This is a genomic window from Algibacter sp. 2305UL17-15, from assembly GCF_040720935.1.
In the GTDB taxonomy this organism is placed as follows: domain Bacteria; phylum Bacteroidota; class Bacteroidia; order Flavobacteriales; family Flavobacteriaceae; genus Jejuia.
Map to the genome: position 1 here is coordinate 86,465 of NZ_JBFDAE010000002.1, position 14,878 is coordinate 101,342.

14 protein-coding genes and 1 tRNA gene are annotated in these 14,878 nt (G+C 34.6%); 7 read left to right on the forward strand and 8 right to left on the reverse strand.

Annotation, left to right across the window (positions count from 1 at the left end):
- Positions 1 to 31: 31 nt before the first annotated feature.
- Together ABXQ82_RS02240 and ABXQ82_RS02245 are read left to right on the forward strand one after the other, a co-directional pair.
- Positions 32 to 1,783: a T9SS type A sorting domain-containing protein gene (locus ABXQ82_RS02240; RefSeq protein ID WP_367054244.1), complete on the forward strand. Its 1,752-nt coding sequence runs from the start codon at positions 32 to 34 to the stop codon at positions 1,781 to 1,783.
- Positions 1,784 to 1,896: 113 nt separating this feature from the next.
- Positions 1,897 to 2,685 carry a hypothetical protein gene (locus tag ABXQ82_RS02245; RefSeq protein ID WP_367054247.1) on the forward strand — a complete coding sequence of 263 codons (789 nt, stop codon included), beginning with the start codon at positions 1,897 to 1,899 and terminating at the stop codon, positions 2,683 to 2,685.
- On the opposite strand, the gene ABXQ82_RS02250 is transcribed toward ABXQ82_RS02245, so the two are convergent.
- Positions 2,686 to 3,756, reverse strand: coding sequence for a DUF3810 domain-containing protein (locus ABXQ82_RS02250; RefSeq protein WP_367054250.1), 1,071 nt, complete (start codon positions 3,754 to 3,756; stop codon positions 2,686 to 2,688). It abuts the gene before it with no gap.
- A gap of 96 nt (positions 3,757 to 3,852) precedes the next feature.
- Here ABXQ82_RS02250 and ABXQ82_RS02255 point away from each other — a divergent pair, with 96 nt between their 5' ends.
- Positions 3,853 to 5,313, forward strand: coding sequence for an aminoacyl-histidine dipeptidase (locus tag ABXQ82_RS02255; protein WP_367054252.1), 1,461 nt, complete (start codon positions 3,853 to 3,855; stop codon positions 5,311 to 5,313).
- A 224-nt stretch (positions 5,314 to 5,537) separates the two neighbouring features.
- Here the strand turns inward: ABXQ82_RS02255 and ABXQ82_RS02260 are convergent, their stop codons facing one another.
- From ABXQ82_RS02260 to ABXQ82_RS02290, 7 genes are all read right to left on the reverse strand, one after another.
- A complete protein-coding gene (locus tag ABXQ82_RS02260; RefSeq protein ID WP_367054255.1) occupies positions 5,538 to 6,323 on the reverse strand; it encodes a hypothetical protein in 786 nt (261 codons plus the stop codon).
- Entirely contained in the window at positions 6,277 to 6,549 is a 273-nt protein-coding gene (locus tag ABXQ82_RS02265; RefSeq protein ID WP_367054258.1) for a hypothetical protein, read from the reverse strand. Before ABXQ82_RS02265 ends, ABXQ82_RS02260 begins: the two co-directional genes overlap by 47 nt.
- 126 nt (positions 6,550 to 6,675) lie before the next feature.
- Positions 6,676 to 6,897, reverse strand: a complete 222-nt coding sequence (gene yidD / locus ABXQ82_RS02270) for a membrane protein insertion efficiency factor YidD (RefSeq protein WP_367054261.1) — start codon at positions 6,895 to 6,897, stop codon at positions 6,676 to 6,678.
- Between the two features lie 107 nt (positions 6,898 to 7,004).
- Complete coding sequence (cysS, locus tag ABXQ82_RS02275) at positions 7,005 to 8,486, reverse strand: cysteine--tRNA ligase (RefSeq protein ID WP_367054264.1); 1,482 nt, start codon at positions 8,484 to 8,486, stop codon at positions 7,005 to 7,007.
- A gap of 227 nt (positions 8,487 to 8,713) precedes the next feature.
- Positions 8,714 to 9,391 (reverse strand): GTP cyclohydrolase I FolE, encoded by a 678-nt coding sequence (gene folE, locus ABXQ82_RS02280; RefSeq protein ID WP_367054267.1) that lies wholly within the window; start codon positions 9,389 to 9,391, stop codon positions 8,714 to 8,716.
- Positions 9,392 to 9,565: 174 nt separating this feature from the next.
- Complete coding sequence (locus ABXQ82_RS02285) at positions 9,566 to 11,110, reverse strand: outer membrane protein transport protein (RefSeq protein ID WP_367054270.1); 1,545 nt, start codon at positions 11,108 to 11,110, stop codon at positions 9,566 to 9,568.
- A gap of 30 nt (positions 11,111 to 11,140) precedes the next feature.
- Positions 11,141 to 12,271 (reverse strand): hypothetical protein, encoded by a 1,131-nt coding sequence (locus tag ABXQ82_RS02290; RefSeq protein WP_367054273.1) that lies wholly within the window; start codon positions 12,269 to 12,271, stop codon positions 11,141 to 11,143.
- A gap of 99 nt (positions 12,272 to 12,370) precedes the next feature.
- On the opposite strand from ABXQ82_RS02290, the gene proS reads away from it, so the two are divergent.
- From proS to ABXQ82_RS02310, 4 genes are all read left to right on the forward strand, one after another.
- Entirely contained in the window at positions 12,371 to 13,849 is a 1,479-nt protein-coding gene (gene proS, locus ABXQ82_RS02295) for a proline--tRNA ligase (protein ID WP_367054276.1), read from the forward strand.
- 149 nt (positions 13,850 to 13,998) lie between these two features.
- Positions 13,999 to 14,070: transfer RNA gene (locus tag ABXQ82_RS02300), tRNA-Glu, on the forward strand.
- 27 nt (positions 14,071 to 14,097) lie between these two features.
- Positions 14,098 to 14,349 carry a 30S ribosomal protein S20 gene (gene rpsT, locus ABXQ82_RS02305; RefSeq protein ID WP_367054279.1) on the forward strand — a complete coding sequence of 84 codons (252 nt, stop codon included), beginning with the start codon at positions 14,098 to 14,100 and terminating at the stop codon, positions 14,347 to 14,349.
- A gap of 139 nt (positions 14,350 to 14,488) precedes the next feature.
- The gene (locus ABXQ82_RS02310; RefSeq protein WP_367054282.1) at positions 14,489 to 14,848 is read left to right on the forward strand and encodes a hypothetical protein; all 360 of its coding nucleotides are present in this window, start codon (positions 14,489 to 14,491) and stop codon (positions 14,846 to 14,848) included.
- Positions 14,849 to 14,878 lie beyond the last annotated feature (30 nt).

Consider the following 14,878-nt stretch of genomic DNA (forward strand, 5'->3'; position numbering starts at 1 on the left):
GTTAGTTTTGATGTCACAAATTTACTGTATTATGATACAACGATTACTATTTGGTTTGATGATTTTTAGTGCTTCACTTGCTTTTGCTCAGGTTCCTTTGCCACCGCCTCCTTGCGGCCTTACAGGAGCTTATGGCTGTGATTTTAATGATGATGGTTTTGCAACATTTAATTTAGTAGATTTATTTGATTTTCTCTCCTTTTGCCCTCAAGGAGAGGTAGAAGAAGACTATCATTCAATGGTTTTTTATGAATCACAAGAAGATTTGGAAAACCAAATTAATCCAATAGTTAATCCAGAGGCTTATGTAAATATCACGCCTAATTCTCAAAGTATTTACTACAGGGCAAATAAAATTAACCCAAGTGGAGGTGATGAGTATATAGCTAGAAACGATCAGTCAATTGAGGTAGTCACTTATCAAAAAGCTAACAAGCCGTCATCGTTTGTTTTGTGTGATACAAATAATAATGGGATTAACACTTTTGTTTTGTTTAATAAGGATAGTGAGATTTTGGCAGGCTTAGATTCAATTTTATATAGAGTCAAATATTACGCTACGCTTATTGACGCACAAAATAAAGTGAACGAATTGCCTAGAGATGGTTATACTAATGTAACAAATCCTCAAATGATTTATGCAAGGATGGATTATGGTAATTCTTCTGGTTGTGAGGATATAGTAGAAATGAATTTAGTAGTTCAAGAAAATTGTTCTGACATAACGGTTTATTTGACATCACAAGCACCACCAAGACCAGGATTTGATTACATAAACTATCTTGAAATAAGAAATCTTAGTTCTAGTTTAAATGTATCTGGAAGTGTTGAATTTATTCATGATGCTTCTACTAGTTTTATTAATGTATCTGGAGTAGACTCAGGAAATACGATAACAAATACTTCAACCGGATTTATATTAAATTTTAATAATTTAGAAAAAGGAGAAAAAGAAACGATAGCAGTTAGAATGAATCTTCCAGTTTCTACCGATTTAGGAACTCTAATAACAAATTCTGCTACGTATTCTACAAATGATTCAAATATTTATAACAATGTATCCGAATTATCTGAAGTTGTAATTGGATCTTATGACCCCAACGACATATTAGAATCCCACGGTCCAGAAATACTTCATAGTAGTTTTGGGTCTTCAGATTATCTATATTACACAATCAGATTTCAAAACGTTGGAACAGCCGACGCCATAAATGTGTCCATTGATAATACACTCGATAGTCGTTTAGATAAATCAACAATTCAAATGTTAAGTTCGAGTCATTCTAATGTATTCACAAGAACCGATAATCAACTAAACTGGCAATTTGATGACATCCATTTACCAAGTGAGGATATGGACGAACCCAACAGCCACGGTTATGTCTATTATAAAATAAAACCAATGGCTGGGTATAATGTTGGGGATATTATTCCAAATACTGCCGAAATTTATTTCGATTTTAACCCTGCTGTAATTACCAATACTTTTGAAACGGAATTTATAACAACGCTTTCAAATACGGATTTTAAGGACTTTGAATTTTCAATGTTCCCAAATCCAGCAAAGAATACGGTTGAATTAAAGTTTAATAAACTCAACAACAACAACAACAACATACATACAGCTATTTATGATATCCAAGGGAAGTTGATTTTAAATTCGGATAACCAATTGAAGAACAGCAACATCAAACTAGATGTATCTGCTTTAAAAAGTGGCATATATTTTCTTAAAGTGACTGATGGAATGTATAAATTGACTCAAAAGTTAATTATTGAATAAATAGATTGAAAATAATTATTTTAAAAGCTTCGGGTAATCTCTGAAGCTTTTTTACTGTAATTTTATCATCTGTAAACCGACAGAAGACATTATCACATTCAATCTTATTTAATATGAAAAACCTACTCTTCCTACTCCTGATTATTTCAATGGTTTCCTGCAAAGACGCTAAAAAAGAAACCACAGACTATTCAAAAGAAAATCTAGATGTTACGACAAGCATATATCCAGAAAACATCTCAAAAGTTTTTGATGCCCATGGCGGTATCGATAATTGGAATAAAATGCAATCGTTAGTTTTTACCATAAAAAAACCAAACGGTAACGAGGTAACTACTACCGATTTGAAAAACAGAAAATCTTTAATAGAAATGCCAAAACACACCATTGGCTATAACGGAAAAGATGTTTGGTTAAAAAATAAAGATACTGCTCAATATAAAGGTAAGCCAAAGTTTTACTATAACTTAATGTTCTATTTCTATGCAATGCCTTTTATTGTAGGCGATGATGGTATCAAATATGAAGCATCAAAACCTTTGGAATTCGAAGGGCAAACCTATCCAGGAATAAAAATCTCATATGAAAGTGGCGTAGGCGAATCTCCAGAAGACGAATATATAGTCTATTACAATAAAGACAGCCACAAAATGGAATGGCTAGCATACACCGTAACCTATTTTTCAAAAGAAAAAAGTAAGGAATGGCATTTTATAAAATACAGCAATTGGCAAAACGTAGATGGTTTAATAGTGCCTAAAACCTTGACTTGGTATAACGTAGAAAATAATTTACCAGTTTCTAAACGCAACGATTTAGAGTTCATAAACATAAGGTTAAGCAAAGAAAAACCAGAAGCCTCAATGTTTGAAGCCCCGGTGGGCGCAAAAATTATAGAGTAATTAATTGTCTGGATGTGCCTCTAAATAATTAACCAAAAGTGCCACCACGTAGCTGTAACTTTCCATGCCCTTACTTTGTCTGTTTGCTTTTAAGTAATTGCTGTAAAACAGTTTAAAAAGTGGCTTGAAGGGATTTTCGTGCGCATCCGAAAACAAACGGGATTCTTCATAATTTTTTATAATACCCGTATTTACATCTGCAACTAAATCTTCGTAGAGACATTCGTCACGTTGGTAAATTTCATTCAAACAATACCCCAAACCATAGGCGAAACCACAATATTTAATATACATATCATCATTATTTGAGGCAGCCAAAAAACCGATAAAATTAGCTTCGTTTTCAGCGGCATAACCTAATTGGTGTGCAATTTCATGGGAAGATGTGGTTGGAAATCGAAACATTGGAATTCTCCCGTTTACATGCGCTTCGTTGGTCAAAGGGTTTAAATATCCACTAAAACCCATATACGATAATGGATAACTAAATAAAGACTGCTTTATACTTTCTGGTTGGTATTCTAAATCTGGAAAAACAGCTTTTATATTATCATAACCCTTTGGAATTAGGCTAAAAACCTCGGTTTTATCATAGGGTATATCAACCTTAATCGAATCATTTTTAGTTATGTTAAACTGTAACAGGTTAGAAGCTTCTATAAGTTTTTCAGTTACGTTTACTAGCTGTTCAGTAGTGTAATCAGCATTCAAATTGAGGTTTTTATGCAATGGCAATCGGTAATAATTCAAGCCCCAAAACAAATGAAACGCAAAGTAAATTAAAGACACAGCCGCGAAAACATCAACACACCAATTTAGGGTGTCCTTTCTTAAGCGTTTTCTGTTTTTTAAAAACCACCAAATCATGTAAATACCACCAAGCCCATATACCAAATCCCCAAAAGAAAATGGCAACAAGCCCAATACATACCTAAAAATTTTAGAAAGCCATTGGTAAAGTCCTTCGCTATAATATTGCTCTACAAATCCAGGGTAGTTAGAGAGCAGTTTTACAAGCAAAAATTGCGGAATTAACAACAGCGCAATAATTGTTTTTTTCTTCTTCAGCATGTTTCAAAAATACTAAAATGTGTTTACAACTTAGACCTTTCAGGTTTTTAAAACCTGAAAGGTCTCACTACATTTGTATTTTATATTTGAAAAATTATGAGCGCAGAAATAAGACAGTTAGAACCTAAAGCACTTTGGAACAAATTTGCAGATTTAAACGCCGTTCCCAGACCATCAAAAAAAGAAGAACGTGTTATTGCGTTTATGAAAGATTTTGGTAAAAGCTTAGGATTGGAAACCATAGAAGACGAAGTTGGAAACGTTATCATAAAAAAGCCAGCCACCGCAGGAATGGAAAACAGAACTACCGTAGTGATGCAATCGCATTTAGATATGGTGCACCAAAAAAATAACGATACCGAATTCGATTTTGACATACAAGGTATCGATATGTATATAGATGGCGATTGGGTGCGTGCAAAAGGCACAACATTGGGTGCCGATAATGGACTGGGAGTTGCAACCATAATGGCGATTTTAGAAAGTACAGACATTCCACATCCGGCAATCGAAGCGTTATTCACCATAGATGAAGAAACAGGAATGACAGGAGCCATGGGTTTAAAAGGCGGACTCCTTTCTGGAGGCATCCTTCTAAATTTAGATACCGAAGAAGATGACGAAATAGGAGTAGGTTGTGCAGGAGGAATTGATGTTACAGCAACGAGAACTTACAATGAAGAAGAAACACCTGAGTTCAAGATTGGTTTTGAAATAACCGTAAAAGGTTTGCAAGGTGGACATTCAGGAATGCAAATTCATGAAGGTTTGGGGAATGCCAATAAAATAATGAACCGCTTGTTATTTGATGGTTTTGAAAATTTCGGATTACGTATTTCTGAAATTGACGGTGGTAGTCTGCGTAATGCCATTCCAAGAGAAAGTAAGGCAAAAGTGGTTATAGACGCCATTCATGAAGATGCTTTTTTATTGGAAATTAATTTAATATCCAATGCTATAAAAAAGGAATTAAAAACCATGGAGCCCGATTTAAATATCCAGGTTTCTAAGTGCGATACCCCTGAAAAAATTATGGATTTAGGAGTGCAAGAAGGATTTACAAGAGCCATGTATGCGGCCTTAAATGGCGTTTACCGCATGAGTGCCGATATTCCGGATTTGGTAGAAACCTCAAATAATATTGCCAGAGTTATTGTTAAAGACGGCACTATTAAAGTGGGTTGTTTAACGCGTTCATCAGTTGAAAGTTCTAAAATGGATTTGGCAAATACGCTTCGGGCTACTTTTGAACTTACAGGTTGCGAAGTAGAATTCTCAGGAGATTATCCAGGATGGACACCAAATATGGATTCAGCCATTTTAAAAATAATGACAAAAATTTATGAAGATTTAAATGGCGAAAAACCACATGTAGCAGCGTGTCATGCAGGTTTGGAATGTGGTATTTTGGGGCAAAATTACCCAGATATGGATATGATTAGTTTTGGCCCAAATATTAAAGGAGCGCACTCTCCTGATGAACGTGCACAAATTTCCTCAGTTCAAAAATATTGGAAGTTTGTTTTGGAGATTTTGAAGGCTATTCCTGAGAATTAGAATGGTTTGAGATTTGGTTGCTAAAGCCATGTGTAAGATTAGCTTTTTTTTTTATAAATCACGACACAATCCTATAAAAGCTTGAATCAATAAAAAGAAAAGCAGGTCGAAACCTGCTTTGATATATTAGTTTATAAAAAGAAAGGATTGGTTTATCCTGACCAAGAACCTCCCATTAATAACTCTTTAGACATAATTTTGAATTTTAAGGTTAAACAAATGTATTAAACTTTTTCTGATTTTTTGTATATAAAAATCTTAAATTTTTCTCCAGACAAGAAAATATCTCGATTGATATAGGCTAAATCTTCCTTATTAAATGCTCCATTATGGTACATTTTATTTTTATTTACGGTTGTAAAGAAAACGGATAACTTGTCACAATGTTTTATTTTAAGACTAAAATCATCAATTATTCTGTCACTTCCAAAAGAAAATTGTCTATCCACTCGTAAATCTTGTACTAGTTCAATTCTTCTTTCTATATGGTACTCTAATTGACCTGAGAGTTTTTTTGCAATATATTTATTTATTAAACCAGGTTTTTTTCTTGTTTTTATATCATTTTCTTCAAATATTATGCCATCTACGTTTTTTATTTCAAAAGTTAAGTCGTAAGTAATATTTTCATCAGGAGTGTCATCAAAAGTAACCCCGAAATCCCACTCAAATTCATTGATATTAGGTCTGACAATAGTTAAAGAGGCACTTTCAATAACTTTAATATAATTTATGTCTATTAGTTCGATATTATAATTTATTTGAAAATTTTTATAGTAGTATGAAATGTTGTCTGTTATAAAAAGTTCATTATCAATCTTCTTTTTTAACTTTGGATAAAGTTCAGGGAATTGCTGTCTGTATTTGCATAGGGTTACAGTTTCCCATAATTCTGGTAAATTTGATTGCTCAATTAAAAAACCTTCAGAAAAGGTTATTTGTTTTAATTGTTTTTCGAGTTTTTTATCGAAATCCTTCGAGGATATAACTTTTTTTAAATTCTGCTTCAAAAATCCCTAAAAATTGGAAATATTTCAAAGAAACTGAAAATATTCCTGCAGTAAAAAATAGTATAGAAACATTTGCAAAATAAGAAATAACTTTATCATACTTATTTAATGAACCATTAACTGCTTCATTTAAACTATAGACAGAATAAAATATCGCATACATGGTTGCTACCCCTAGAATATAAAAAAAGGAATATCTTTTTACACTATCAATGATTTTTTTCATAAATGTTAATTTTTAAAAATGTTTTCCGCTTATAATCTATCTTTCTATCATTAGTTTGATTTTTTAGATTGTAAGTAATACAAATATAGTAGAAAAAATCACAAGTCAAGTAAGTTAAATCATATTTCAAGGCACAGGGTCATGCCCAGAACCGCCCCAAGGATGGCAACTAAAAATACGTTTTAAAGCTAACCAACCCCCTTTAAATAAACCATGTTTTTTTAGGGCTTCTTTACTATAATGGGAACATGTTGGGTTATATCTGCAAGTTGCAGGGGTAAGAGGAGATATGAGTGTTTGATACACTTTTATCAAAAATAAAAAAGGGGCAATAAGTAGTTTTTTCATAAGAAACTAAAAACAGGCTTTTGGCTCGAATGTCATATTGAGCGCCCGACTGCCTGTCCGTCCGGCAGTCGGGTGCTCAGTTTGACAAGATTTTTTTAGCCTGCCATTTAAGAGAGGCTAAACGTAGTCCCATCTTTTCCATCCTTAAGATGAATACCAACTTCTGCCAGTTCATCCCTAATCTTATCAGACATAGCAAAGTCTTTATTGGCTCGGGCTTCTTGCCGTAACTTAATCAATAGCTCAACGGCCCCAGTAAGTTTATCGGTTCCAGATGTAGTTTCAACTTCGTTTAAAAGTCCTAAAACATCAAAAACAAAAGCATGCATAGTATCATTTAAAAGTTCTAAATCTTCAGCAGAAATAGTTGCTTTTTGGTCTTTAATCTGATTCAAATATTTTACGGCTTCAAATAAATGAGCGATTAGAATTGGCGAATTAAAATCATCATTCATAGCATCATAACATTTCTGTTTCCATGCGGTTACATCCATAGTAGAGCTAGTAGAAGATTTAATAACCTTCAATAAATTGATACCATCCATCAACCTATAAAACCCTTTTTCACTAGCCAATAAACCGTCGTCTGTTAAATCTAAAACACTTCTGTAAGACGATTGCGCCATAAAGAAACGAATAACGCTAGGGGAATAGGCTTTACTCATTTTATCATTGTTCCCAGATAATAGCTCATTGGGGTTAATGATATTTCCTGTAGTTTTAGACATGCGCTGTCCGTTTAGCTCCAACATGTTCGCATGCATCCAGTAATTTACAGGAGATTTCCCAATAGCAGCTTCATTTTGTGCAATTTCACATTCGTGATGTGGAAATTTTAAATCCATGCCGCCACCGTGAATATCAAACGTTTCGCCCAGATATTTGGTGCTCATTGCAGTACATTCCAGATGCCATCCGGGGAAACCATCGCCCCAAGGGGAAGGCCAGCGCATAATATGTTGTGGTTCTGCTTTTTTCCAAAGTGCAAAATCTTGCGGATTTTTTTTATCGCTCTGGCCGTCTAAAACTCGCGTGTTGTGAATTAAATCTTCAAGTTTACGTTTACTTAATTTTCCGTAGTCGTTGGTTTCATTAAACTTATGGACATCAAAATATACAGAACCATTTACTTCATAAGCAAAACCATTTTCAATAATTTTACCAATCAATTCAATCTGTTCAATAATATGTCCAGTTGCAGTAGGCTCAATACTAGGCGGTAAAAAGTTTAGGGTATTGAGAATATTATGAAAATCTACGGTGTAGCGTTGCACGACTTCCATAGGTTCAATTTGCTCTAAACGTGCTTTTTTTGTGATTTTATCTTCGCCAGCATCTGCATCGTTTTCCAAATGTCCAGCATCTGTAATGTTCCTCACATAGCGCACTTTATAACCTAAATGCTTTAGATACCGAAATACCATATCAAAAGACATAAAGGTGCGCACATTCCCCAAATGGACATTGCTGTAAACTGTGGGTCCGCAAACATACATGCCTACACATCCAGCTTCTATTGGTTTAAAAGCTTCTTTTTGACCCGTTAAGGAGTTATATATTTTGATTTGGTTTGATTGGTATAACTGCATTTGTTGTTAGACGTTAAGTCGTTTGTTGTTGAGTTGAGGATGACGTTAGAATTAAGTTACATTATGCTTTTAGAAAATAATTTCGTAATGCGCTAATCTTGTTTGTAATAGATTCCACTTCAAATCTAATATTTTTATAGTTTTCTTCGGAAATAAATTTGAGTTCTTTCAGAATAGATTTTCAAATTCTAGAATTGAATACTAAGTTTAGTATTGACCAATGAACATTAAAATTGAGTGTCTAATTTGATGTAATCCAAAAACTCACGGCGTGTCCCCATATCTTTAAATTTACCACCAAATTCTGAAGTTACTGTACTACTTTCGATATCTCTAATACCCCTGGAATTTACGCATAAATGTTTCGCATCAATAACACAAGCTACATCTTTAGTGTTTAAAACCTCTTGAAGTTCTTTTACAATTTGAATGGTTAAACGTTCCTGAACTTGCGGACGTTTCGCAAAATAATCTACAATACGATTCATTTTAGAAAGACCAACTACAGTACCATTTGAAATGTAGGCAACATGTGCTTTACCAACAATAGGCAATAAGTGATGCTCGCAAGTGGAATATACCGTAATATTTTTTTCAACAAGCATTTCGCCATACTTGTACTTGTTTTCAAAAGTGGATGCACTTGGTTTTTTTGAAGGATCTAAACCTCCAAAAATTTCATTAACAAACATTTTTGCTACACGGTTTGGTGTGCCATTTAAACTATCGTCTGTTAAGTCTAATCCAAGAGTTTCTAGGATACGGCGCACATCATCTTTAATAATATCTATTTTTTCTTCATTAGAAAGTTGGAAGGCATCGCTGCGCATCGGTGTGTTTTCCGAAGCACCGATATGTTCATCTCCTAAAGCATCAAAATCTCCTAAGTTGTTATCAAATTTCATGGGTTTTCAATCAAAATTTAATGTGCAAAGATAAGCATTTCTGTTTTTGCATGCTTTTTCTTAGCAAATAATTAATATCTCTATCTGTCTCCAAAATTCATTTCAAATTACACAAAAAAGAAAAGCTTGAACTCTTTTTAAGTCCAAGCTTTAAATATGTTTTCTGTTATTTGATTAAATATTGAAACCTAAACTAATAGTTATATTGGAATTTTGTCTATCTATCGTGGCGGTATCAATTAAACCAACGCTATATAAAGATGTTTCATCGGTTCTTTTCCATTGATCGTAAGTAAGGTCTAGTTTGGTATTTCCGAAGTTATACCCAAAACCTAATGAAAAACCACTTAAATCACCAACGGTAATACCATCAACATATGGACTTTCTTCAAAACGATAGCCACCTCTAAAACTGAATTGCTTGTGTTTGTATTCGGCACCAAGTTTGTAGGTAGAAGCTGTTGTTAACATATCGCTAATGTCTGCATTTAAATCTATATAATCCCCTTCCGGTTCCAATTTAGCAGCACCGTAATCTTTACGGGAATAATCAAAACTGATGAGCCCTTGGTTTTCGAATACGTAAGCGGCACTACCAGTTATTTTTGCAGGCGTTTGTAGTTTGTATGATGGGTAAATATTTGTTACCTGCGGATTTATATTCTGCGTAAAACCTGCACCATTATCAATACCGTCAACACCTAAAAATTGAGAAGTTTCTTCCTCTATGGTGTACCATATTGGAGAATCATAAGTTAAACCTAAACGAAATTCGTTAGTCAATTTTAAGATGCCACCCAATTGAAATGAAAACCCTGAACCCACAGTAGATAAATTATTTTCAAATTCAACAGTATCGAAATCAATTACGTCTGGAGCAGGATTGGGATTATTAGAATTGTTTTCAAATAAAAGCGTTGAACGCTGAAAATCTATAAAGTGAGAATTTAAATTTACTCCAATATATAAATTGTCTTCATATTGTGCTGCTAAATTTACGGCAATCTTACCATTGTACCCAGTTGATACATAGGTGTAATTGTGCATAAAATTACCTTCAGTGGCATTTATAAAGTAATTTGTATTGTCGTCTGCGTTTGTTTCAGGATCCAGGATTAGAGATTCATATCCTAAAAAAGCCTGTTGGTGCGCAAATCCAAGATCGTTACCAATATTCGCATAAGCCTGATTTAGGGTTTCATTTTCAAAAGCAGAGATCTCATCTAAACGCAACCCGTTTGCATAATCAAAGAAATAGCTTGCAATTGTGTTATTGAAATTAGCACTATTGGTGTTTGTCCCAACGGCAAACCAGCTATCATCAAAATTATTAGTTCTATCGTAAGCCACGCCGATACTAAACTTTCTCCATGGCGAATTGCTCGTGTTTTTAAAAACGAAAGCAGCACCACCTTGTGTTAAGTCGAAATTTGAATCGTTGGTGCTTCCGGTTCCTCCAAAATAATTGGTGTCATTATTTAGTTCTGCATTTCCTAAGGTGAAAGAGGCGTGACTTTGACTGAATACAGCCGAACTTGCAGGGTTAATGTTTACCGCACTCATGTCGCCACCCAATGCGCCAAAGGCACCACTTAAGGCTCTAAAACGAGCAGTTCCTTGTACATTATCTTGCGAATATCTTAGAGCATCGCTTAAATCTTGACCGTAAATTGTTGACATAGATAATACACCTATGAACAAAAAATATATCTTTTTCATGTGTTTATTTTTCTTAGAGATTGTGAACTATTAACGTCTTCTTCCACCAGAGGATGAACTTCTTGAACTACCACCCGATGAAGATCTAGAACTACCTGAAGATGATCTTGAGTAAGAGCTATTGCTGCTACTACTTGAACGTCTGCTATAACTAGAATTGTTATTTGACGACGAAGATCTGCTTCTAGAAGTTGTTGCAGAAGAGCTTCTTCTAATAGGTGTTGAAGACCTAGTAGAAGACGACGACCTGCTTGTAGAGTAAGAAGGTTGTCTAGAACTACTTCTTCTTACCGTTGAGTTTCTATTGATTACCGTAGGTGATGAAGAGCGTCTTGCTGTTGTAGATCTACCATTAGTAACACTACTGCGTCTGGATGTGCTGTATCTTGAGGATGACGGATTATTACTTGAGACACTACTTCTTCGAGAAGTACTATATCTTGAAGCTGAAGTCCTTGTTCTATCTGCAGAACTACTTCTTCTTAATGCGGTATTTGAACCTCTTCCGTATAATGAGCTACTGCCTCTCCTGCTATTATTAAATGCAACGCCTCGGTTGTAAAATCTATTGTTTACACCTGCGTAAAAGTTATTTGCGTAAAATCCTGGTGGACACCATGCATTCCAGCCCCAGCCGTTCCATCCTCCCCAGCCAAAGCCAGCATTCCAGCCCCAACGATTCCATCGGTTCCAGCCCCAGTTGTTCCAGCCCCAGCCAAAACCTCCATATAGCCAAGGATCATTCCATCCCCAGCCCCAGTTGTTCCAACCATTATCAATATAGTTAATGGTTACATGGCTGTTGGCTTGTCCCCAACCTGCTTGACCTTGGTAATCATTATATATGGTATCATTTACTGCATAATTTTGCTCGCTACTATAACTGTCAATATCAGTAAAAATAGCACCGTTATCAGTAGCTATTTCATATTCCTGCGCTTTATTTTTAAAGTAATTTTGGTAATAATCGCTGCTATTAGCATTACCATCCTTTGTTACAACAACGGTTTCTCGATTCTGCGTATTCTCATTTGTGCCTCCATAAATGCCATCGCTATCAACACCAACATATTGGTAAGAACCACAAGATGCCAATCCGAATAACAACCCGAGGATTGCCACGAATTGCATTTTAGATTTTAAGTAGTTATTAATTTGCATATCTCTTGAATTTAATTGTTGAACATCACAAAAATAGTTAGTTTTGCGCTACTATTTTTATATTTAACATAGTCACAATATTTGTGCCAAAATACCGATATGAGCAAAAAACTAACAAGTAGGGCAGAAGATTATTCAAAATGGTACAACGAATTGGTCGTAAAGGCTGATTTAGCTGAGAATTCCGCAGTTAGAGGATGCATGGTCATTAAACCCTACGGCTATGCAATTTGGGAAAAAATGCAAGCAGAATTAGATAAAATGTTTAAAGAAACAGGACATCAAAACGCTTATTTTCCATTATTTGTACCCAAAAGTTTGTTTGAAGCTGAAGAGAAAAACGCTGAAGGTTTCGCAAAAGAGTGCGCCATAGTCACACATTATAGATTGCAAAATGATCCGGATAATCCTGGGAAATTGCGTGTAGATCCAGAAGCAAAATTAGAAGAAGAATTAGTAGTAAGACCTACTAGTGAAGCTATTATTTGGAATACTTATAAAGGGTGGATTCAATCTTATAGGGATTTACCATTGTTAATTAATCAATGGGCAAACGTGGTGCGATGGGAAATGCGTACGCGTTTATTTTTACGTACCGCGGAATTTTTATGGCAAGAAGGACATACGGCTCATGAAACAAAAGCAGAGGCGATTGAAGAAACAAAATTGATGAACGACATATACGCAAAGTTTGCTGAAAACTTTATGGCAATACCTGTAATCCAGGGCGTGAAATCTGAAAGCGAACGTTTTGCTGGGGCAGAAGACACCTATTGTATAGAAGCTTTAATGCAAGATGGAAAAGCATTACAAGCTGGAACATCTCACTTTTTAGGTCAGAATTTCGCAAAAGCTTTTGATGTGAAATTTGCAAATAAAGAAGGCAAGCAAGATTACGTTTGGGCTACGTCTTGGGGTGTTTCTACACGTTTGATGGGTGCATTAATAATGACACATAGTGATGATCATGGTTTAGTGCTCCCCCCAAGTTTAGCACCAAATCAGGTAGTGATTGTTCCTATTTATAAAAGTGATGAAGATTTTGATGCGATTTCTGAAGTTGCAGATACCATTATAAGCGATTTGAGAGCTAAAGGCATAACAGTAAAATTTGATAAACGAAAAACGCACAGGCCAGGCGCAAAATTTGCACAACATGAATTACAGGGTGTCCCATTGCGAATTGCCATGGGTGCGAGAGATTTAGCCAATGGAACGGTGGAATTGGCAAGACGAGATAAGTTAACAAAGGAAATAGTGCCTTTAGATGACCTTACAGAAACAATAGATGGTTTACTTAAAGATATTCAAGACGCTTTGTTTCATAAAGCATTAGAATATAGAAATACTCACACAACGGAAGTTGATACTTTTGAAGAATTTAAAGATGTATTAGAGACTAAGGGCGGTTTTATTTCTGCGCATTGGGATGGTACAATAGAAACTGAAGATAAAATAAAGGAAATAACAAAAGCAACAATCCGTTGTATTCCATTGGAAAACAAGGAGGAAAAAGGGGTTTGTGTCTATTCTGGAGCACCGTCTAGCAAGCGTGTTTTGTTCGCAAAAGCGTATTGATGAAAAAAAAAATAAAAAAGTTTAATCAAGAGTTGCAACATTTAAAAATAGTTGTATTTTTGCATCCGCAATGGAAACATTGTATGTTATTTGAAAGATTATTGCAAGTTTAAATATTATTTTTAAATTTGCGCACTCGAAAAACAAATGGCCCGTTCGTCTATCGGCTAGGACGCATGGTTTTCATCCATGTAAGAGGGGTTCGATTCCCCTACGGGCTACAATTAAAAAGTTAAGAAAAAAACAAAATGGCAAATCACAAGTCAGCATTAAAGAGAATTAGAAGTAACGAAGCTAAACGTTTAGTTAACAAATATCAGCATAAATCTACGCGTAGTGCTATTAAAAAATTACGTGAGTTAACAGATAAGAAAGAAGCTGAAGCGATGTTTCCTTCAGTAGTTTCTATGTTAGATAGATTAGCGAAGAAAAATATCATTCACGATAATAAGGCTGCTAACTTGAAGTCTGGGTTGTCTAAACATATTGCTTCACTTTAATAGTGTTGCACTATTTATAATATTTTGAAAAGCTTCTCAGAAATGAGGAGCTTTTTTTATTACTTTTTAAATATATTTACCTTTCAAAACCTATAAATATATCAGCCTAAGCTAATTCATAACATAAAAATAATCTCTTTTGGAAAATAAAAAAGCAATTAAATTAATCGATAAGATTCTTAAGGATATAGACAAAAATGGAGTTAATACAGAGGTATTGATCGATGATATTAAGGCACTAAGAGCGTATGCTCTAGAAGCACAAATCCCTTTGTTGGTAAAAGTGTTGAGACTAACTTATGAGCATATAGAAGCGACGGAATCATTTCTTATACCTATTTTAGACGATGAGCCTATAGAAGAAGGTGTAGCTGTTGAAGCTCATGATGCGTCTCCAGAAGAAAGCCTTAAATATTTAATGTCGCTTTTTAGAAATCTAAATAACAAATCTAATATTGACGATTTGAAAGAATATAGGGATCTTTTGAATAGTTATTAAATTTTAATTTAATCATTTTACTAAATAAAT

Coding starts and splice junctions, on each gene's coding strand:
- ABXQ82_RS02240 (WP_367054244.1), top strand. CDS start 32: ATGATACAACGATTACTATTTGGTTTGATGATTTTTAGTGCTTCACTT.
- ABXQ82_RS02245 (WP_367054247.1), top strand. CDS start 1,897: ATGAAAAACCTACTCTTCCTACTCCTGATTATTTCAATGGTTTCCTGC.
- ABXQ82_RS02250 (WP_367054250.1), bottom strand. CDS start 3,756: ATGCTGAAGAAGAAAAAAACAATTATTGCGCTGTTGTTAATTCCGCAA.
- ABXQ82_RS02255 (WP_367054252.1), top strand. CDS start 3,853: ATGAGCGCAGAAATAAGACAGTTAGAACCTAAAGCACTTTGGAACAAA.
- ABXQ82_RS02265 (WP_367054258.1), bottom strand. CDS start 6,549: ATGAAAAAAATCATTGATAGTGTAAAAAGATATTCCTTTTTTTATATT.
- yidD (WP_367054261.1), bottom strand. CDS start 6,897: ATGAAAAAACTACTTATTGCCCCTTTTTTATTTTTGATAAAAGTGTAT.
- cysS (WP_367054264.1), bottom strand. CDS start 8,486: ATGCAGTTATACCAATCAAACCAAATCAAAATATATAACTCCTTAACG.
- folE (WP_367054267.1), bottom strand. CDS start 9,391: ATGAAATTTGATAACAACTTAGGAGATTTTGATGCTTTAGGAGATGAA.
- ABXQ82_RS02285 (WP_367054270.1), bottom strand. CDS start 11,110: ATGAAAAAGATATATTTTTTGTTCATAGGTGTATTATCTATGTCAACA.
- ABXQ82_RS02290 (WP_367054273.1), bottom strand. CDS start 12,271: ATGCAAATTAATAACTACTTAAAATCTAAAATGCAATTCGTGGCAATC.
- proS (WP_367054276.1), top strand. CDS start 12,371: ATGAGCAAAAAACTAACAAGTAGGGCAGAAGATTATTCAAAATGGTAC.
- rpsT (WP_367054279.1), top strand. CDS start 14,098: ATGGCAAATCACAAGTCAGCATTAAAGAGAATTAGAAGTAACGAAGCT.